Source organism: Mucilaginibacter gossypiicola (genome assembly GCF_900110105.1).
In the GTDB taxonomy this organism is placed as follows: domain Bacteria; phylum Bacteroidota; class Bacteroidia; order Sphingobacteriales; family Sphingobacteriaceae; genus Mucilaginibacter; species Mucilaginibacter gossypiicola.
On record NZ_FOCL01000007.1, the window covers coordinates 347,283 to 369,262 of the forward strand.

The following is a 21,980-nucleotide window of genomic DNA, read 5'->3' on the forward strand; positions in this document are numbered from 1 at the left end:
CAAGCCAAACGAGGTTAAAAAAACTAACAACAGAGTAAAAATGATAAAGAATTTTAGGAGATGCGCGGCGCTATTGGCTTTCATATTATGGTTTAACGGCCTGATGGCGCAAAATCCGCTTATCCAGAACCAGTTTTCTGCCGACCCATCGGCCCGTGTTTTTAATGGTAAAGTATATCTTTATCCTTCGCATGATATTCCTGTAACGCCCGGACATGGCAAACCGGGTTGGTTTTGTATGCAGGATTATCACGTATTTTCATCACCTAACCTTACCGATTGGACCGATCATGGCGTAATTGTAAGTCAAACTACCGTGCCCTGGGCTGATTCTACCGCGTATAGCATGTGGGCGCCCGACTGTATTGAGCGAAACGGAAAATATTATTTCTATTTCCCGGCTACAGCAAAGTCCGGTACCAACAAAGGGTTCTCGGTAGGAGTAGCGATAGCCGATAAGCCTTATGGTCCCTTCGTTCCGCAACCCTTGCCCATTGCAGGGATCCATGGTATCGATCCCAATGTACAAATTGACAAAGACGGACAGGCCTATATTTATTGGGCGCAGGGAAACCTGTATGGCGCTAAGCTTAAGGCCAACATGACAGAACTTGACTCAGAGCCGGTAAAACTGGAAGGTTTCCCTGATAAAGGTTTAAAAGAAGGGCCATACTTGTTTGAACGGAAAGGTATTTACTATATGACGTATCCGCATGTTGCCAATAAAACAGAGCGGCTTGAATACGCAATGTCGGCCAGCCCGCTGGGCCCTTTTAAATATGCAGGCGTATTGATGGATGAATCTGCCTCGGGCTGCTGGACAAACCATCAATCTATCATCAAATTTAAAGATCAATGGTACCTGTTTTATCATAATGACGATTTATCACCAAGCTTTGATAAAAACAGGTCGGTGAGGGCCGATAGTTTGTTTTTTAATGAAGATGGCACCATTCGCAAAGTTATACCTACCTTACGTGGTGTTGGTGTAACCGCCTCATCTGCAAAAATACAGGTAGACAGGTTTAGTGCTACAAGTGCGGATGGGGTGGCGGTAACGTTTCTTGATACGCTAAATAAATTTAAGGGCTGGAAAACCACTTTCAGTAAAGCCATGGCCTGGGTAAAATATAACAGTGTGTTTTTTGTAAAGAAAACAGCGGGAACCGTTTATGTAAATGCATGTTCGGCAACAGGAGGAACTTTATTAATCAGTACCGATAGTACCAACGATAAACCGGGTAAGGTTATAGCAAAATTAATTATTCCGAAAGGAAATGATTGGCACATCGTTACAAAATCAGGCTTATCACTGCCTGCAGGCATTAAAAACCTTACAATACAATCAGAAGGCGACGCGCTTGTTAATGTTGACTGGATAAGCTTTAAATAAGTATTCAGATAAAAAAAATTGCCGTCGGGACACAATTATTTGTCCCGACATTTAAACATTGAGCTTTTTTCAATTACAAGGCCATTACCTTGTTGTTCTCCATCTTCCGGTAGTCAGACGGCAGCATATTAAACTTCTCCTTAAACGATCTTGAAAAATAATGCGGGGTAGCAAATCCTGCTTCATAGGCTATTTGCGTAACTGTTAAATCGCTTTTAAGAAGCAATATCGCGGCACGGTCAAGTTTATAGGAACGGATAAATTCGACAGGGGGGAGGCCAGTAAGGTCGAATATTTTTGTGTAGAGGGCACCCCTGCTCATCGACAAATGTTCGCTAAGGTCCACAACAGAAAATTTTGGATTATTCAGGTTGCCGTCAATATAATTGATCACCCTATTTAAAAACTTTTCTCCGCTCGATTCTACTTCTATATCGGGATGCACCACCGTTAATTGCTTTTTATAGGTGTTTTTAAGCTGGGTGTTGAGTTGCAGTAAATTTTTAATTTTGATATTTAAGATATCAAAATTAAAGGGTTTGGTGAGGTAGTCATTTGCTCCGGATTCCAACCCCCGCAGCTGCTCTTCTTCGCCGGTGCAGGCGGTAAGCATTATAAACGGGATGTGACTCGTACGTTTGTCCGCTTTTATTTTCCTGCTTAGCGTGATACCGTTCATAAATGGCATGGTTACATCACTGATAATCAAATCCGGATGACATGATAGCGCCTTATCCCATCCCTCGGTACCGTTGGCAGCCTCAACAACTTTATACTGCGCCAACAAATTATCTTTAATGTAATAACGAAATTCGTCGTTATCTTCCACAATAAGCAGCACTGGCCTATCAGTAAGGGCCTGGGCATTATTTCTTTTTATGCGTTGATCTTTTTCTTTTACATCTGTGTTTACCGGCAACTCAATCTCTACCGGCTTAGCAGCAAATACCTCAAGCGGAAGCAATACGCTAAAATCCGAACCATTTCCTAATTTACTTTCAACGGTAATGCTGCCACCGTGCATTTCAACAAACTCTTTTGTAATAGACAGGCCAATTCCACTTCCGGGTTTTATGTTTTCTATATCGGTATTTTCTGCCTGGTAAAACCGCTTAAATATCAAATGTTTTCTATGAGGGTCAATGCCAATGCCAGTGTCACTTATTTTAAATTCCAGCATTGTTTTATCTGTTTGAGATATGGGATGCTGGGTAATATGAACAGAAACCGTCCCGCCAGGTAATGTAAATTTGAAGGCGTTAGAGAGTAGATTAAACAAAATACGCTCCACTTTATCATGATCAAAGCGTACAAATAATTTATCTTCCGGAGCTTTAAAATCAAGGGTGATGTTTTTTGATTCCGACAGGTCGTGAAAAGAATCCACAACGTCGCTTATAAACGAATTTATTTCACCTTCACCCAGGTTGAGCTTTAATTCCTGCTCTTCCAATTTTCGGAAATCTAAAAGCTGGTTTACTAAATTTAAAAGTCTTCGTGCGTTTCGCCGGATTACTGCCAGCTGGCCTGTTGTCTGCTCATCTTTATGCGTGGCCAACAGTTTATCTGCCGGTGCCATGATCAGCGAAATTGGTGTACGGAATTCATGGCTTAGGTTGGTAATAAATTTAATTTTTAACAAATCAAGCTCATGTAGCCGTTCTGCCTCCCTTCGTTCGTGCTCTAACGCCAGTTTGCCTTTTAATTTTTTGATCCCTCTGTGCCTGATAAACAGGAGTGCGGCTAAAGCGGTTATCGCGTATAAGAGGTAGGCATACCATGTCATCCATATCGGGGGATGGATCACGATGCGGATCTGCGTTCCCACGTTGTTCCATACGCCATCATTATTACAGGCGCGCACCATAAAAGTGTATTCGCCAGGATCTAAATTAGTATAATAAGCCGTTGTAGCCGAACCCACATAATTCCAGTTTTTATTAAACGGTTTAAGGATGTATGCATATTGGTTTCGCTGCGGAATGGTAAAATTAATTGCCGAATAACTGATTGAAAAGTTTTGTTTATAATCCAAATCAATTTGCTTAGCTACAGAGATATCTTCTTTGAGAGGCGATTTATTGCCGGATAATACGGTGCTGTTATTTACTTTTAAGGAGGTGAAAAATACGGGCGGCACGTTGTTGTTGCGCTGCACCTCCTGCTGCGGATCGATATAATTAAAACCCTTATCCCCACCAAAAAAAAGCAGGCCTTTAGTTGTACGGATGCCGGATCCATCAATAAAGGCGTTGTTTTGCAGACCATTGCATGCCGAATAATGCGTGAACTTTTTTAGCGTTGTGTTAAACGTACAAATCCCCTTATCGGTACTTAACCAGATATTGCCGCTGTTGTCTTCCAGCAGTTTATGTACTACCCCGTCTGGCAGTTCTTCGGGAGCCGAATAGCTGACAACTTTTTTCGTTTTTTGATTAAAGCAAAATAAGCCATCGCCGGCGGTACCAATCCACATATTGCCGTTTTGGTCTTCTAACAGTGAAAATGCGCGGTCAATTGCCATGCCGGTGGTCAGGTTGTTATATACCCTGAATTTTTGCGTTGCGGGGGTCAATACCGCTATTCCGCTGCCATAGGTACCAATCCAAATGTTGCCTTCACGGTCTTCTTCAATAGCCCTGATATAACCATTAACAGGCAGCTTTCTTTCCCCGCCATTAGCCTGGGCTGATGTATATTTAAAAAAGGTTCCTGTTTTTGGGTCAAACACATTAACGCCGCCGCCATTGGTACCAATCCATATTTTGCCATCCCTGCTTTCCTTTATGCTGAAAATTTCATTATGGTTTATATGGTTGATGTCTGTACCGGCAGTTAACTGTTGATAATTACCTGTTTGGGTGTTGTAGATAAATAAACCGTCCTGGAAAGTTCCAATCCAAAGCTGCTCTCTCCGGTCAAGCATCATGGTTAATATCGGTAGCCCGGCCGAGTTGCTTTTTGCTTTAGCTTTGATGGCGATATGGCTGAATAAACCGCTTTTGGTATGAAACAGGTTAAGGCCGCCGCCATCTGTCCCCACAAATAAATCTCCCTCTTTGTTTTCTGCAAATGACGAAACAAAAGGCGCGCTTAGTCCTGCAGGGTCATAAGGGTTATTTTGTTTTGAATTAAACAGGGTAAGGTTTTTGTCATACTTATCTACACCGCCCTGGTAGGTTCCAAGCCAATAAATGCCTTCACTATCATTATATATGCAGCGGATAGATTTGCTGCTTACGCTAAACTTGTCCTTATCATCATGATTGTAGCGCTTCACCTTTCCAGATAAGGGATCTAAAATATTCAAACCTCCTTCGGTACCCACCCAAATTTTATCGCCGCTGGCGGCTATACTGTAAATAAGGTTGCCGCTAAGGCTGCTGTCGTTTTCGGGACTATATTTGAGTGTTTCAAAACTTTTTAAATCGGGCGATAAAACACTCAGTCCATCATTGGTACCTATCCAAAGCCTGTGCTGGCATTCGGCTATGGTATTAATTCCATCATTCGGGATACCCGAGGCGTTGTTGTTATCATGCCGGAAAGCGATGAAACTATCCGATTTTTCATTGTAAAGGTACAGACCTTTATCGGTACCGATCCACATGCGCTGTTGGCTATCCCTAAAAATTGATAATATAATCCCTGAAGAGATCAACCCGGCTTTGAGTTTACCCGGCTGATAAAACTTTTCCTTTTTTGTTTTGGGGTCAAGTACCCAGATTCCGTCCGTTGTACCTATCCAAAGCTTGCTATGCCCATCGCCATAAATAGATTTGATGTAACTTTTTGCCGGGTGATTATTTGCCGTACTTCCCTTAAAAGGGCGAAATTGATCATGGGCACGATCAAAAAGATACAATCCGCCACCCAGTGTACCAACCCAAAACCCACCGGCCTCATCCTCATACATACAGGTAACTTCTTTTGATCTGAAGCCCGATTTGTCTGCCGGGTCAAATCGGTAAGGCTTATGTTCCGTACCGTCAAACCTGTCAAGCCCATCGGCGGTTGCAAACCATAAAAAACCGTAACGATCTTTCGTTATCGCGTTAACTGTATTTGATAACAAGCCATCGTGCGATGTAATTACCGTAAATCGTATAGTCTGCCCCTGGCATTGCATTGTGATGCTGGCTATGGTTACTACAATTAAGAATAACCGGTCAACCATAGTTTGTTTAAGTGATAGATTTAACATAGCTCAAGCCATTTTTAAATCGTACGCACATCTTTTATGGACTGATGAACATACCGATTAAATATTTCAGAAATTTTGTGGTTTATAACGGTGCGACTTCGAGGATTACTAAAAATCGAACAACGTAAATCTAAACTATAGATCAATAAAAAACAATCGATTGCGTGAAAAAATTATAATCTCGTTATTTGGCATTTTTTTGTTTGCCGATCAGCCTGTTTGTACTTCTCAAAGCGATTTATTTAACCAAAGTGTTAGTTTCTTCAACATTTGTGTCATACAAAATTTTCTTTTCAAGATACTTTTGAAAGCCAATACCTAATACATATATGCACCAATCTATCCGGCTTACGGGTTTTATAGCCGTATTTGCACTCAGATGTCTGTTTGTAAATGCCCAGGCAAAAATGCCCGATTCATCTTCGTTCTATCAAACCGTTAATACTTATGTAAATCCCGTATTACCCGGCGACCATCCCGACCCTACGCTCCTTAAAGTAGGAGATGATTTTTATTACTGCGGATCGTCCTTTCATTTTAATCCCTATTTGCCGGTTTATCACTCAAAAGATCTGGTTCATTGGGAAGTGATCAGCCGGGTACTGCCATCATCAAAAGCCGGCTGGGTTGCCGACAAGCCGTCGGCTGGCATTTGGCAGGGGGCGATAACTTATTTTTATGGTTCTTACTGGATCTATTTTTCGGCCGGAGGGCAATGGTTTTGTAAGGCCGGTTCTCCTAAAGGGCCATGGTCGGCACCTGTGCAGGTGAAAACTAATCCCGAAACAGGCAATCTTGGTTATGACAATTCAGTTTTTGTGGATGACGATGGCAAACCGTACATGGTGATCAAAAACGGCCAGAAAGTTAACCGCTTGCAAGCTCTTGGTAAAGACGGGCAGCTTACAGATCATGTTATCAATCTTGATTGGGTAAACGCCAGGTTACAGTACAGTTGGGCCGAAGGCCCGGTAATGTGTAAACGTAATGGCTATTATTATTACTTCCCGGCCGGGGATGTATCCGGCGGACAGTATGTTTTAAGAGGAACTGAGTTAACCGGCGATTCGACGAAATGGGAAAGGTTAGGTGATTTTTTTAAGCCCATTACTGATAATAAAGCAGGTTTCCGCAGACCTAACCATATTTCGGCACCCCTTCAGTTAGCCGATGGCACCTGGTGGACAATAGGACAAAGCTATGAGAAGTACGAAGGCGATGATTGGTCGGGTACCGGGCGTCAAACTTCCCTTTATCCTGTGATCTGGGAGGGCGACAGGCCATGGGGGATGGCTCCAACCTCTTTGCCTATCCCAAAACCCAACCTGCAACGGGGGGAGATTTCATGGAGGAGCGTGAGAACGGATTATTTTGATGGGAAAGAATTAAGTTTGAGCTGGCATTTCCTTACCAAAAAAGCTTCAGCTTCATATTCACTTACCAACCGGAAAGGATGGATCAGGCTTACACCCGATTCTACCCGTACGCACCTTGTTCAAAAAGAAACAGATCACTATTACTCGGCAGTTACGAAGGTAGACTTGCTCGCCACAGATGAACGAGCCAAAGCAGGCATTTACCTCACCAACGGCAACCAGGCGATAGTGGTAAAACTTTACAGTGGTTACCGAAACGGAAAAAAAATCTTTTTCAGCATGGATACTGCTACCAGGGTCGCGCCTAACACCATTGGAAACGTGGTTTGGCTGAAACTGGAAAGATACGGGCACGAGCTAAGCGGTTATTACAGCGGCGATGGTAAAACCTGGTTATCATTAGGCAGGCCGATTAACGCGGCGAATCTTGACAAGGCCCAGCCAAATTTTAATTCGTGGGTGGGCACAAGCGTGGGCTTATTTGCAGAGGGCAAGCCTGCCGACTTTGATTGTTTTATTTGCAAGGACGGGGCGTCTTCATTACCCGCCGCGGGTTACAGTAACTATTACGGAATGACAGCTGCACAAGCGGGCAAGTTGAAAACGGTAACCAATACATCCAAATATGGTGGATGGTTTATGATTTCGGGTGTTGAAATTGGGGCGCATTCGCCGTCTGCTGTACAGATAGTCGCCTCTTCAAAAAGCAAAGGTGTGCTGCAAATCTGGCTCGATGATCTCCGGGATGGTAAACTGATTGCTACCATACCGGTAAATACTACGGGTGCCTACAATTATAAAACATTCAGCAAGCAACTTAAAAATGTTACAGGGCAGCATGATGTTTTTGTGCGATATCCGGCAGGTAACCCGCAGAGCATTTTTATCAAAAGCATAAGGTTTGCCAGTAAATAGGGGCGCCTTGAGTTATTAACCAATCAAATAAAATTAATAATAAACCACAACCCGAATATGAAAAAAATACTGCTATTGTACGTAATAACTGCTTTGCTGCCGGCTTTGGCGATTGGCCAAAATAAAAAAACTTTGAAAAAATCGTCGGTTAAAGGGGCTTTCGCTTCCGGGGTCTATCCTAACCTTTTTAAAGAAGCGGGTTATAGTAAAAGCGATATCAACGCCAAAGTAGCCAAAGCTTATTATGATGTTTTTGAAGGCCCCAATAAGGTTTACTTTGAGGTTGGCGATTCGATGGCCTACGTGTCTGATGTGAAAAATCACGATGCCCGTACCGAAGGCCTTTCGTATGGGATGATGATTGCGGTACAGCTTAACAAAAAGGATGTCTTCGACCGGATTTGGCGGTGGTCAAAAAAGTACCTGCAACACCAGGATGGGCCAAGTGAAGGATATTTTGCATGGAGTATCGACCCCAAAACTATGAAGCATAATTCGGAAGGTTCCGCATCTGATGGCGAATTATACTATGTTACTGATTTGCTGTTTGCTGCCAACAGGTGGGGTAATAATACAGGTATTAACTATTACGCCGAAGCCAGGCGTATTTTGGATGCCATGTGGAAAAAAGATGGCACCGGGAATATCCATCCGTTTATCAACTTAAAAGCAAAACAAATTGCCTTTGTACCCGAAGGCAGAGGCGCCGAATGGACCGATCCGTCTTATCATTTGCCGGCCTTTTATGAGGTTTGGGCGCTTTACGCTAAGGATGGCCATGAGCAGTTTTACCGTGATTGTGCCGATACCGCGCGGGCGTTTTTACGCCGGGCCTGCGATCCGGTAACAGGCCTCAACCCGGACAATAGTTATTTCAGCGGCAAGCCCTTTGGCTGGGGCAAGATGAAACCAGCCTTTCGTTTCGATTCATGGCGGGTGCCGATGAATATCGCTATGGATTACGTGTGGTTTGGAAAAGACAAAAACTGGCAGCGGGATTATGCCACGCGCATTCAAAATTTTTTACAATCAAAAGGGATAAATGATTTTCAGGATCAGTTTAACCTGGATGGAACCAAGCCCGATTTTATTCTGCCTGCCGGAGGTGTAACAAAATTAAGGCATTCATTAGGCCTGGTATCAACCGCCGCCGCTGCTTCGCTTATGATCGGCGATAACACCAAGCTTGATTTCGTACGTCCGCTCTGGAGCGCTAAACTTGAACCCTATGCAGATGGATATTTCGATCCATATTATGATGGGTTGTTATATTTGTTCAGCCTGATGCACCTCAGCGGCCAGTACCAGTTAATAAAACCACAAGTTAATTGATTTTTCAAGTTAGGATATTGATAATGAATACATTAAAATTTATTAAGCGGTTTTGGTTTGCAGTATGCGTCATTATCGTACTTAACATACCCGCTTATTCGCAACAACCGGTAACCCAGGCCCGGGTGGGCTTTGATGAATTTCGGGCGGATATTCCGCATGGCGTCATTGACACTATAAGTTATGAATCAAAAACGGTGGGTAGTACCCGCCGTGCACTCATTTACACACCGCCGGGCTACACTAAAAGTAAAAAGTACCCGGTGCTGTACCTGTTGCACGGCATCGGCGGCGATGAAAAAGAGTGGTACAATGGCGGTAGCCCGCAGGTTATATTGGATAACCTTTACGCGCAAGGGAAAATTGTACCCATGATAGTAGTGATGCCTAATGGCAGGGCATTAAAAGACGACCGGCCAACCGGGAATATCATGGCTGCTGATAAGGTGCAGGGTTTCGCCGTTTTTGAAAAAGATCTTTTAAACGATCTTATCCCTTTTATCAATAGTAAATACCATGTATACACCGATAAAGACCACAGGGCAGTTGCAGGTCTTTCTATGGGAGGGGGGCAATCATTAAATTTCGGTTTAGGAAACCTTAATGTGTTTTCGTGGGTGGGGGCTTTTTCGGCAGCGCCAAATACTAAAAAGCCCGAAGAGCTGGTTCCCGATCCGGAGGCTGTAAAAAGCAAGCTGAAATTACTTTGGATCTCTTGCGGGTCAAGCGACGGTCTGATTACCTTCAGCAAACGAACTCATGATTATCTGACGGAAAAAAACGTTCCGCACGTATACTATATTGAACCGGGTGTCCACAATTTTAAGGTTTGGAAAAACGGCCTGTATATGTTTTCGCAAATGCTTTTTAAACCGGTAAATCCCTCAACGTTAGGGCGATATGCTTATAGTGAAACAGGGGTGCCAGCTTCAACTAATATTCCTGGTGTAAAGTACCCGCAGATCTTTCCGGACAATACGGTTTTTTTTCGCGTGAAAGCCCCGAAAGCGGAAAGTGTTCAAATTGATTTGATGAAAAAATACCCGATGACAAAGGATACCGGGGGATACTGGACAGTGACTACAGATCCTATTGCATTGGGCTTTCATTATTATTCGCTGCTTATAGACGATGTAGCGGTTGTCGATCCATCAAGCCAGGCATTTTACGGGATGGGACGAATGGCAAGCGGCATTGATATCCCTGACCGCGAGGGTGATTTTTATGCGGTAAAAGATGTGCCGCATGGCGAGGTGCGTTCGGTAAACTACTATTCAAATATTACCAAAGCCTGGAGGCACGCAAATGTATACACGCCTCCCGGCTATGACACGCAAGCCGATAAAAGGTACCCGGTGCTTTACCTGCAACATGGATCGGGTGAGGATGAAACCGGCTGGCCTACGCAGGGGAAAATGAATTTTATATTAGATAACCTTATCGCTGCTAAACAGGCCACCCCCATGATAGTTGTTATGGACAGAGGATATGCCACAGATCCAACCCAGCCCGTAACTAACAACGCCGGCGGACCAATGGCCGGGAATGTTTTTCCGGACGTGTTGGTGAAAGAGATCATCCCCATGGTTGACACGAAATTCAGAACATTGGCCAACCGAGATCAACGGGCTATGGCCGGACTTTCGATGGGCGGGTTTCAAACCTTTCAAACTACTATGACCAACCTTGATAAATTTGCTTACATAGGCGGTTTCAGCGGGGCAGCTTTCATGCAGCCGGGTACAGAAATAACTAAAATGTACAATGGCGTATTTGCCGATGCCATTGCTTTTAACCAAAAGGTTAAAGTGCTCTACTTAAGTATCGGAACTACCGAACCTGAACGTATGCAAACCACAGTAAACGGCCTTCATCAGGCACTTGAAAAGGCTGGTATTAAACACGTGTACTATCAATCGCCGGGCACCGCGCATGAGTGGCAAACATGGAGGCGCTCGTTGAAACAGTTTGCCGGCCTGATCTTTAAAAATTGAAATATCTATAAAAATGAAATTAAAGATCGTAGCGCTTGCATGCCTCGTTTTGCTGAACATGAAGGGCTTTTCGCAGGATAAGAATTTCTACATATTTATCTGCTTCGGCCAATCAAACATGGAGGGTAATGCTAAAATTGAAGCCCGCGACACTATAGGGGTGGATAGCAGGCTGAGGGTTTTGCAGGCGGTTGACTGTGCTGATAGTGGCAGGATGAAAGATAATTGGTATACCGCTATACCTCCCTTAGCCCGATGTGGTACAGGTTTAACCCCGGCAGATTATTTTGGCCGTACCCTGGTAGCCAATCTTCCTCCTAAAATAAAAATAGGCATCATCAATGTATCCGTAGCAGGCGCCAAAATAGAGGTTTTTGAAAAGGAGAGTTACCAGGCTTACCTTGCAACGGCCCCCGGCTGGATGAAAAACATAGCTGCCGAATACGGCGGAAATCCTTATGCGCGGTTGGTGGAGCTGGCCCGGTTGGCACAAAAATCCGGCGTGATAAAAGGGGTTTTATTACACCAGGGCGAATCAAACACAAACGATACGTTATGGACAAAAAAGGTTAAAGGCATTTACGACAACCTGATGAAGGATTTAAACCTGAAATCTAAAAAAGTGCCTTTACTTGCAGGAGAACTGGTAAATGCGGATCAAAACGGAGCCTGCGCCGTGATGAATAAAATTATAGCAATGCTGCCTGAAACGGTTCCCAACTCGTACGTCATATCATCAAAAGGATGCCCCGCATCGCCCGATCATCTGCACTTTACTGCCGAAGGTTACAGGCTATTAGGTAAACGATATGGTGAAACAATGCTTTCCATATTGGGTTACAAGGTGAAAGATAACACGGAAAAAGGCTTAAAAGACTATTATAAAAACTATTTCCCCATTGGTGTGGCCGTAAACATGGCTTCGTTGCATGGTGCCGATTCGGCACTAATTGTTAAGGAGTTTAACAGCATAACACCAGAAAATGACATGAAAATGGGACCGATCCATCCGGCCGAAAATGTATACAACTGGGGAAATGCCGACAGTATCGTTAATTTCGCGGTAAGCCATCATATTAAAATACGCGGGCACAACCTATGCTGGCATAACCAGGAAGCAACATGGATGTTTAAAGACGCCGACGGAAAGCCCGTTACCAAACAATTGCTGTTGCAGCGTTTAAAGGAGCATATTTTTGCTGTTGCCGGGCGATACAAAGGTAAAATTTACGCCTGGGATGTGGTGAATGAGGCCGTTGATGATAGTAATGATACCACGCAGATTTATCGTAAAAGCAATTGGTACAACGTGTGTAATGGGCCCGATTTTATTGAAGCAGCCTTTAGATATGCCCATGAAGCCGACCCCAATGCTAAGCTATACTACAATGATTATAACAGCGAACACCCGGTAAAAAGAGAAAAGATTTTTAAGCTGTTAAAAAAATTGGTTGAGGACCATGTACCTATTGACGGGGTAGGCATGCAAGCGCATTGGAAACTGAACGACCCATCGCCCGAAGATTTGCGTAAAGCTTTGGATGAGGTAATCTCATTAGGTTTAAAGGTGCAGTTTACCGAGCTGGATATCACCGTACGCCTGCCACAGCCACCGCCGGCAAACGGAACAACACCGGCGTCAACGCCGGTTCCTGACATAGGCTATACCCCCGAACTGGAGGCCAAACAGGTTGCGCAATATAAAATGGCTTTTGATATTTTCAGAGAGTACAAACAGTTCATAACCAACGTTACCTTCTGGAATGTATCTGACAAATACAGCTGGCTTGACGGTAGGGGAGGAGGCTTAATGGGAGGGGCCGCCGCGGGCGCTAATACTCCGCGCGTAATTAAAAAAGCTTATCCTTTATTGTTTGATGAAAACAGGCAGCGCAAAAAAGCCTACTGGTATGTAGTAAACTTTTAAGTTGCATTGTTTTGAATGAGGTGATCTGTGGGCGGGTATCTCCACACAAAAAAAATAGAAAAGCTAAACATACTAACCAGAGCTAAATGACCAGATTATTAAAAGTAAGCGCTTTCATTGCAGTGTTGTTGGTGTTTTCATCAGTGCAGGCTCAACAAAAAAGTTATACGAAAAAAAAATCGGATGTGCCTTATCATGATGGCCGATACAAGTTATGGTATAAGCAAGCAGCCAAAAACTGGAATGAGGCCTTACCGCTTGGCAATGGTTTTATAGGGGGCATGGTGTTTGGTGATGTAATAAATGAACGCGTTCAGCTTAACGAATCAACTATATGGGCAGGAGGCCCTAATAACACCATCGATTCGGGCGCGAGGCCATACATTAACCAGGTAAGACAATTGTTGTCCGAAAAAAAGTATGCCGAGGCGCAGGCAATAGCTAACAGCAAACTTGGCCCTAAAGGCAATAGCGGCATGCCCTATCAGCTTGCCGGTAATTTATACATCAGCTTTCCGGGGGTAGATAACGTGAGCAACTATTATCGTGATCTGAATATAGCCAACGCTACGGCTACGGTTAAGTACACATCAAACGGAATTAATTATAAAAGGGAGTTTTTTACATCATTCGCCAAAAATGTTTTGATGGTGCGATTGACAAGCGATAAGCCTGGGATGATCAGTTGTAGCCTAAAGCTTCAAAGTCCGCTCAAAACCTCGGTTGGTGTAAATGACGAAAAAGCCCTGGTTTTATCGGGACGTGGCAGCGACCACGAAAATCAAAAAGGAAAAATAGAATTTAGTGTGCTTACCAAAGTTAAAAGCACCGGAGGTACGAATACAGTAGATACTTCAGGTATTACCATCGCAAAAGCCGATACGGCTGTAATTTATCTTGCTATCGCTACCAACTTTGTAAATTATCACGATGTTTCCGGCAGTTCAATATCCCGGGCAAATGGTATTTTAAAAGAGGCCTATAAACACAGTTTCGATGAGTTGTTAAACGAAAACATCAGGGATTACCGCGCTTATTTCGATAGGGTAAAAATCGATCTCGGTATTGATAGTGCTGTAAAGCAGCCCACAGATCTGCGTATCCAAAATTTCGCTACCAACAATGACACTCAGTTAGCCGAATTGTATTTTCAATACGGTCGTTATTTATTGATTTGTTCATCGCAACCAACGTCGCAGCCTGCCAACTTACAGGGAATCTGGAATGGAGAATTGAAAGGCCCATGGGATAGTAAGTACACTATCAACATCAACACCGAAATGAATTATTGGCCGAGCGAAGTAACCGGGTTGCCGGAACTAAGCACGCCTCTTTTTAACATGATCAAAGATTTGTCTGTTACCGGCAGGCCAACCGCTAAAATAATGTACGGGGCACGTGGATGGATGTTACATCACAATACGGACATCTGGCGGATAACCGGTATTGTCGATGGCGCTTTTTGGGGGTTGTGGCCCACTTCAAACGCGTGGCTTTGCCAGCACCTGTGGGAGCATTACTTATACTCGGGCGATAAGCAGTTTTTAAAGCAGTATTACCCTATTATCAAAGGCGCGGCTCAATACTATATCGATGCCCTGCAAAAAGAACCTGAACATGGCTGGCTGGTTGTATCGCCTTCAATTTCGCCCGAACATGAGTATATCGGCGGAAAAAACCAGGTTTCTGTTACTGCGGGTGCTACCATGGATAATCAGTTAGTTTACGGCCTGTTTACCGATGCCATCAACGCCGCAGCCGAACTGAATATGGATAAAACATTTGCCGATAGCCTGGCCGCTTACCGTAGTAAACTCCCGCCAATGCAAATTGGTAAATATGGGCAATTACAGGAGTGGCTGGAAGATTTTGACCGTACCGACGATCAGCATCGCCATGTTTCTCATTTGTACGGCCTGTTTCCGGGCAACCAGATTTCTCCCTTTACACAACCGCAGCTTTTTGCAGCAGCAAAAAATTCGCTTCAGTATCGTGGTGACGTATCAACAGGATGGTCCATGGCCTGGAAAATTAATCTTTGGGCACGTTTGCTGAACGGCAATCATGCCTATAAGCTTATTAAGGATCAAATAAAGCCTGTAAGCAGTAACTCCGGCGGAACTTATCCCAATTTATTCGATGCGCACCCACCTTTTCAAATTGACGGTAATTTTGGATGCACATCGGGCATAGCCGAAATGCTGATGCAAAGCCATGACGGCGCTATTTACCTGCTGCCTGCATTGCCAGGTGACTGGAAGAACGGCAGTGTTTCCGGCTTAATGGCAAGAGGCGGTTTTAAGGTTGATATCAAATGGACCAATCATAAAATCAGTAAATTAGTGATCCATTCATCCCTTGGCGGAAACTGCCGTTTACGGATCAATCAGCAAATTATCAGCAAACTGTTAACAGCAGCAAATGGTAAAAATAAAAACCGCTTTTACCAGACAATGGATCTGAAAACACCGATAGTTAAAAATGGCGGAGATATTCTTAACCCAGGTTTAGCTAAAACCTGGTTATATGATATGGCTACCAGTCCGGGTAAAACCTATACCATTATCAATGAAGTTAATTAGCGCCGATATTGTACAGATGTTATATCAATATAAACAAACGTTGTGTTTGAAGCCGTCATCGCTATTTATATTTAATAATTGTTTTAAACCCTGTATGTTGATATAAGTTCCTGTTCGTTTTTTCGCGGAGGATTTGCTATTACAATTTGTAAACCATTGCGGGGTTAAAACAAATCCGAACCAATTTAAAAAACGAGAATGTCATGTTATCACGATTTGCAAAAGCTGCGGGCTATTTTGCTATAGGTTATTGTTTACTAAGTTCATGTAAACCACATCCCCCTGCAGCAATGGCTGATTTGTTACAGCAACTCAAAAAGCGCAATTACAACCCACAAAACATTTTTAGCTCTGATGCCCGGCTCGCGGCCTGCGATTCGACCTTAAAGGCCGATTCGCCAAACTACGATGTCCAATTGCTTTCGAAGAAAGCACTGTTTGAATTGCAGGAAGGGCATGAGCAACGGGCGGTTGAGATCTATTCAAAAATAGCGAAGCTGCCACGCTATATGAATCCTGTAAATATACTGCCAGATCAGGCAGTGGCTTACATGCGCCTGGGCGAAAGGGCCAATTGTGTGCTTAGCCATAACAGATCATCGTGCGTATTCCCGGTTAGGGAAGCCGGAGTACATCGGGATCAGACAGGATCGCGAAAAGCAATTGAAATTTTGGAGAATGTTTTGAAAAGTAATTCGCAGGATGTGCAGTCGAGGTGGTTGTTAAATATCGCTTATATGACATTGGGTGAGTACCCTGAAAGGGTGCCCACTCAGTACCTGGTTCCCAATTTAAATGACGGCGATGGGCAGTACAGCGTGAGGCCATTTACCGATATAGCTGCAAGTGTTGGCATTAACCTGTACAGCAGGGCAGGGGGCTCCGTAGCCGATGATTTTGACGGCGATGGATATATCGATCTTATTACAACAGGTATGGATTTGCAGGATCATGCGCATTATTTTCATAATAACGCCGATGGCACTTTTAGCGACCGTACTGCTCAGAGTGGTCTGCAGGATGTGGTTGGCGGACTTAATGCCCAACAAACCGATTATAACAACGATGGTAAGCCCGATATTTTTATAATGCGCGGTGGCTGGCTCAAGGACGGCTTTGGCAACCAACCGTGTTCTCTCCTTAAAAACAACGGCGACGGAACTTTTACCGATGTTACCATTGCCGCAGGCTTAAAATTTATGCACCCCACGCAGACGGCCGTATGGGCCGATTTTAATAACGATGGCTGGCTGGATGTTTTTATAGGGATGGAAAGCCATGGTGTGGCCGAGCCTAAAAATAATCATCCATCGGCACTATACATGAATAACCGCAATGGCACTTTTACCGAAATGGCCCAAAAAGCCCAAGCCCAGATCAACGATTTTGTAAAAGGCGTAACGTCGGCAGATTACAATAATGATGGCTGGCCGGATATTTTTGTATCTACCATGAGTGGTAAAAAGTACCTGCTGAGAAACAGGGGTATGAGAGGTAAGGATTTTGGCTTTGATGATGTTACCGCTAAAGCAGGCATTAACATTAAGCAAAATACGTTTACCACCTGGTTTTATGATTATAACAATGATGGATGGCCCGACATTTTGGCTGGTAGTTACAATTTTACTTACTCGTTGAGTTACTATGCTGCCCTGGAGGCATTAGGCACACCTGTGCCTGATAATGGCAACATTTTCCTTTTTAATAATAATCGTGATGGTACATTTACAAATGTGACGCATATTGCCGGGTTGGATAAAGTAGTGTTTAGCATGGGGGGCAATTTTGGAGACATAGACAACGATGGCTATCCCGATATGTATTTTGGAACCGGTAACCCCGATTTCGCTTCGCTGATACCTAATAAACTTTTCAGAAACATAGGAGGCGAAAAATTTGCCGATGTAACCCGTTCATCGCGTACCGGTAATTTGCAAAAAGGCCACGGCGTATCCTTCGCCGATTTTAGAAATAATGGTCTGCAGGATATTTTTATAGAGATGGGCGGCGCATATATAGGCGATGCTTATAAAAGCGCTTTTTATCTTAATCCGGGTCAAAATAATAACAATTGGATAGGATTAAAACTGCTTGGCACAAAGGCAAACCGGTCGGCAATCGGCTCGCGGATCAAGCTTACTTTTAAGGAAAATGGGTTACAGCGCAGTGTTTTTAAAGATGTAAATTCAGGCGGTAGCTTCGGTTCATCTCCGCTGCGGCAGGAGATTGGGGTAGGGCAAGCCAGGGTTATTGACGACATTGAGATCAGATGGTCTGGCACTGGAACTGTACAGCATCTGTATAACATAAAGCCCGATCAGTTTTTGGAAGTTACTGAGGATGGCAAGGTGACACCATTACATTTAAAGGCGTTGAAATTTAATGCAGATGGACAAACGGTGTCAATGCAAAGGGCAGGTATGACAATCGGCGGTAAGAATGCGGTGAAGTAAAAGGCGTTGAATTCCGTTCCCTCAGGGTCTTTCGGAGAAGACCCTGAGGGAACGGAAAAAAACTGTCATTTCTGAGCGATAGTGATGAATCTTCTGCAAAAAGCAAAGCGGTCATGCAGAGTGGCTGTGTCAGACGTAGAAGATACTTCGTTCCTAAGGATGACAAATGGCTAAAATTTGACAACCCTAATTGCTCCGGAATAGCTTTTTATGGCTACGTGCGCTACTTTATCATTAATAAGGATACATCTTGAAGACTGGGAAATAAACGAACTACCATAATAAAATTCCTGTTTAGTGCTGCTGCCATTTTTATAAGTAATTACGGCGCTTTGGTCTTCATCGTTTATTTTTAATGTGGACGTTTTCGCATTCAACTGAAATATTCGAAGCGGCCCTAAATGCTCGGTTGATGTCAGCAGGTAATTGTTAGCAGCCCCGCGCAGTTTTACCAGCGCTTTTCCATCTCCGGGTAAATACACCCCGCTTCTTGTTATAGGTATTGTAGCAAATCCTCCTTTGCCGTCACCTTTTAATACTAAGCCATTTAAAGCATCGTACCGGCCAATAGTAACTTCCGTGCTAAAATCATTTCCATTAATAGCCAGATCGAGATTGCCGTCGCTGTCAAAATCATCAGCAACCATTCCGTTCAATGCCGACACCTGCGCCTCGAGGGGGAGGGGAATCACGGTAAATTTGCCATTACCGTCGTTCCTGAAATAGCACGATCTTAATTCGGTAGCTTTCAGTCGAACGGCGCTTTTTATCTGATCGGCGCTAAGTATATCCTGCATGGTGGCCTCGGCGTACGAATGATAGTTGGTGAATTTGGTACGTAAAGAGATCATCTGCTTAAAAGCATCATCCCGTACATTTGCCGGATATTCGCGTTGAATACCATCCTTCCCCGGAAGATACAATGATGGGAAGGCATCGAACCTGTTCCGTTTGTCGAAATCATTAGCGGTTATAAATGCAGGAAATTGGTCGCTGACCTGGTAAAGTGTGTTCAGGCCCGCGTTGGCTACTATGTAATCCATCCTGCCGGTATGCCTGAAATCGCCGGCTACTATCGAATTCCACCAGCCGGGTTTATTGCCGGGGCCGGTTTGTTCAGTAACATTTACAAACTTTAGGCCCGTGTTTCTCAGGAAGGTTACCGGCATCCATTCTCCGGCTAATATCAAATCTGTTTTGCCATCGTTGTCAAAATCGCTAAAAAGCGCATCGCATACCAGTCCTATTTTTTTCAAGCCGGGTGCAACCTCATCAGTCACATCCGTAAATTTTACCTTACCGTTTTTGGTGTCATTTCTTAAAATATAGCTATTAACCGCTTCCGGGTACCGCCATGGTTCCACCCGGCCCGAAATAAAAAGATCCGGTTTACCATCGTTATTATAATCAAAAGCCCTTACGCATAACTTGCTTTTAAAGCATACCGGGAGCGCATCTTTTGCGAGCGTAAAATTGCCTTTGCCATCGTTTAAATAAAGGCGATCCTGGTATGATGGATCATTGGCTTTTGTTTTATAGCCGCTACCGGTAATCAGCACATCCGGAAATTTATCTCCATTTGAATCAAAGATCAATATCCCGCCATCCAGGTAAGGTTTATCATATTTAACTTCTGTTAAAAGATTCCGCTGTTTAAATGTGCCATCACTTTGCTGAAAAAAAACCTGGGCTGGTTTAATTTGGTTTCCCCCAACAACAATATCATCCAGGCCATCACCATTAATATCGCCTGCGGCCATCGCCGGGTTGTATTCTGAAAGTTTGTGCGGTAAAAGTTTCTGAATATTAAAGTCGGTATAGTCGGTATCGCGATGGATGTATTTAACCGCGCTTTTATCGGTGATATTGGTAAATAACGGATCTTTTACATAGGTAGCACTTGCAAAGCTATACCTTTGACGGGCATCATTAACGTTTGCTGATAGAACCTGATTTGCCTTTACATTTAAAAAAGTTTGTTTATATAAATTGGGCCATCTTACAACTACCGAATCGATGGTTGAGCATTTGCCTAAGCCAAAGTTTGCAACGGCTTCAATGCTGGATACATAACCCCTGTACGGGTTGTTTTCATAAACCTGGTGTAAGCCGTGCTGGTAATAGATATCTACAAATGCTCCAATTCCCTGGCGGTTTCGGTTTGGTCCTTTAAACTTCACCTTCAGGTAGTGGTTTATGTTCCCATTGTCTTCTGCCCCGTTGTTTTTATAAATTAAAGCCTCATCATTGATGTTATTAATGGCAAGGTCCATTTTGCCGTCGTTATTCAGATCGGCGTACACAGCCCCGTTTGAAAACGAGGGGATGCCCAGTCCCCAATCCAAACTTACGTCGCTAAACTGCACTCCACCCTGGTTGCGGAAGCCATAATTGTGAATTTTAACCGAGGGTATTTGCCGAAGAATCTCTTTTTTAGGTGCTATCAAAAACGCGTTCGCTCTGTAGGTCATGAAATCACGGTCAGTAATATCGCGCGGGTAGCCGTTGGTAACAATGATATCGCGGTAGCCGTCGTTATCAAAATCGGTTACCATTGGCGTCCAGCTCCAGTCTGTTTGGGCTACGCCGCTTAAAAAACCGATTTCGCTGAAGGTTGGGTTTCCTAATTTGTTATTTTCTCCCACAGATGGCCCTTGATTTAACTGAAGCGTATTCCGAACATATTGATATTGATAGCCATAGTGATCAAAATTTTGAATAGTGTTATAGCTTCCGGGGCCCGACATCATCTTTTTGCGGAAGTTATCGGCAGGGTTCATATCCAGTTCAAATATATCGGCCAGCCCGTCGTTATTGATATCTTCAATATCTTGCCCCATAGCGTTGAACGAGGTATGCTTGAAATATTCTTTCGATCTATCGGTAAAAGTACCGTCATGATTATTGATGTACAATATATTATTCGATAAAAAATCGTTGGTGACATAAATGTCTTTCCAGCCGTCGAGGTTGATATCGGCAATAGTTGTAGCATGCCCGTATCCTTCTGTCTTGATACCCGCGGCAATCGATACATCTGTATAAACTGGATGCTTTAGTTTAGGGTTCCAATCATTGCGGTACAAATGGCCCATGCTTCTGCCTGTACCTGTATTGTTAATAGGCCTGAACTGGTTGGGGAATTCGGCGGGGTTGGGCTCATTTACGGTGAGGTACATATCCAGGTCGCCATCGTTATCGTAGTCAAAAAAACTGGCCATTGTTGAAAAAAAACGGGCATCAAGGCCATATTCTTTCGCTTCTTCTTTAAACACCGGCACATTACCTTTACCAACTCCCTGGTTTATATAAAGCAGGTTTTGCCTTTTTTGAGGATCATTAGCAAACGAGTTACACACGTAAATATCAGACAGCCCATCATTGTTAATGTCAATAATGGCAACACCCCGGGCCCAGCGGCCTTTGCCATCTACGCCCGCTTTTGTTGTAACGTCTTCAAATTTAAAATCGCCTTTATTAAGGTAGAGCTTATTCTGAACCATGTTACCCGTAAAGTAAATATCGGGCAGACCATCGTTATTAAAATCGCCAACGCCTACACCACCGCCGTTGTAAACTGTAGCGTTGTCAATAGGGTTGATGGAATCATTTTCTGTAATCAGGTTATTAAACTTTATACCTGAGCCGGATGACGGGATTTGCTCAAACAGCGTGTGTTTTTTGCAGGAGTAAAAAACTACAGCGATGGTAAAGAATATAATTAGCCTCTTCATAATTTAAATAAAAATATAAAAAGCGCAGGCAACTTGTAGTTGCCTGCGCTTTAAAACAGGAGTAAACAAT

At 43.7% G+C, this 21,980-nt stretch carries 9 protein-coding genes; 7 read left to right on the plus strand and 2 right to left on the minus strand.

Annotated elements, in window-relative coordinates; translation table 11 throughout:
* The first annotated feature begins 40 nt into the window (after positions 1-40).
* On the plus strand, positions 41-1,393 hold the full coding sequence (locus BMX50_RS23110) for a family 43 glycosylhydrolase (protein ID WP_208864776.1): 1,353 nt from the start codon (positions 41-43) through the stop codon (positions 1,391-1,393).
* Between the two features lie 73 nt (positions 1,394-1,466).
* Here BMX50_RS23110 and BMX50_RS23115 read toward each other — a convergent pair whose 3' ends face one another.
* On the minus strand, positions 1,467-5,597 hold the full coding sequence (locus BMX50_RS23115; RefSeq protein ID WP_091214714.1) for a hybrid sensor histidine kinase/response regulator transcription factor: 4,131 nt from the start codon (positions 5,595-5,597) through the stop codon (positions 1,467-1,469).
* 329 nt (positions 5,598-5,926) lie between these two features.
* On the opposite strand from BMX50_RS23115, the gene BMX50_RS23120 reads away from it, so the two are divergent.
* The 6 genes from BMX50_RS23120 to BMX50_RS23145 all read left to right on the plus strand — a co-directional run bounded on the left by BMX50_RS23120 (position 5,927) and on the right by BMX50_RS23145 (position 18,176).
* Positions 5,927-7,888 (plus strand): family 43 glycosylhydrolase, encoded by a 1,962-nt coding sequence (locus BMX50_RS23120; protein WP_091214717.1) that lies wholly within the window; start codon positions 5,927-5,929, stop codon positions 7,886-7,888.
* Between the two features lie 57 nt (positions 7,889-7,945).
* Positions 7,946-9,220, plus strand: a complete 1,275-nt coding sequence (locus BMX50_RS23125; RefSeq protein WP_091214721.1) for a family 8 glycosyl hydrolase — start codon at positions 7,946-7,948, stop codon at positions 9,218-9,220.
* A gap of 23 nt (positions 9,221-9,243) precedes the next feature.
* Complete coding sequence (locus BMX50_RS23130; protein ID WP_091214725.1) at positions 9,244-11,214, plus strand: alpha/beta hydrolase-fold protein; 1,971 nt, start codon at positions 9,244-9,246, stop codon at positions 11,212-11,214.
* A gap of 13 nt (positions 11,215-11,227) precedes the next feature.
* A complete protein-coding gene (locus BMX50_RS23135) occupies positions 11,228-13,141 on the plus strand; it encodes an endo-1,4-beta-xylanase (protein ID WP_091214730.1) in 1,914 nt (637 codons plus the stop codon).
* An 86-nt stretch (positions 13,142-13,227) separates the two neighbouring features.
* Positions 13,228-15,723 carry a glycoside hydrolase family 95 protein gene (locus tag BMX50_RS23140; RefSeq protein ID WP_091214733.1) on the plus strand — a complete coding sequence of 832 codons (2,496 nt, stop codon included), beginning with the start codon at positions 13,228-13,230 and terminating at the stop codon, positions 15,721-15,723.
* 290 nt (positions 15,724-16,013) lie between these two features.
* Positions 16,014-18,176, plus strand: coding sequence for a CRTAC1 family protein (locus BMX50_RS23145; RefSeq protein WP_167668081.1), 2,163 nt, complete (start codon positions 16,014-16,016; stop codon positions 18,174-18,176).
* A gap of 170 nt (positions 18,177-18,346) precedes the next feature.
* Here BMX50_RS23145 and BMX50_RS23150 read toward each other — a convergent pair whose 3' ends face one another.
* Positions 18,347-21,910, minus strand: coding sequence for a VCBS repeat-containing protein (locus BMX50_RS23150; protein ID WP_091214739.1), 3,564 nt, complete (start codon positions 21,908-21,910; stop codon positions 18,347-18,349).
* Positions 21,911-21,980: the final 70 nt, after the last annotated feature.

Bases quoted from the DNA above. Each gene is read 5' to 3' on its own strand.
- BMX50_RS23120 (WP_091214717.1), top strand. From the start codon at position 5,927: ATGCACCAATCTATCCGGCTTACGGGTTTTATAGCCGTATTTGCACTC.
- BMX50_RS23140 (WP_091214733.1), top strand. From the start codon at position 13,228: ATGACCAGATTATTAAAAGTAAGCGCTTTCATTGCAGTGTTGTTGGTG.
- BMX50_RS23125 (WP_091214721.1), top strand. From the start codon at position 7,946: ATGAAAAAAATACTGCTATTGTACGTAATAACTGCTTTGCTGCCGGCT.
- BMX50_RS23135 (WP_091214730.1), top strand. From the start codon at position 11,228: ATGAAATTAAAGATCGTAGCGCTTGCATGCCTCGTTTTGCTGAACATG.
- BMX50_RS23150 (WP_091214739.1), bottom strand. From the start codon at position 21,910: ATGAAGAGGCTAATTATATTCTTTACCATCGCTGTAGTTTTTTACTCC.
- BMX50_RS23115 (WP_091214714.1), bottom strand. From the start codon at position 5,597: ATGTTAAATCTATCACTTAAACAAACTATGGTTGACCGGTTATTCTTA.
- BMX50_RS23110 (WP_208864776.1), top strand. From the start codon at position 41: ATGATAAAGAATTTTAGGAGATGCGCGGCGCTATTGGCTTTCATATTA.
- BMX50_RS23130 (WP_091214725.1), top strand. From the start codon at position 9,244: ATGAATACATTAAAATTTATTAAGCGGTTTTGGTTTGCAGTATGCGTC.
- BMX50_RS23145 (WP_167668081.1), top strand. From the start codon at position 16,014: ATGGCTGATTTGTTACAGCAACTCAAAAAGCGCAATTACAACCCACAA.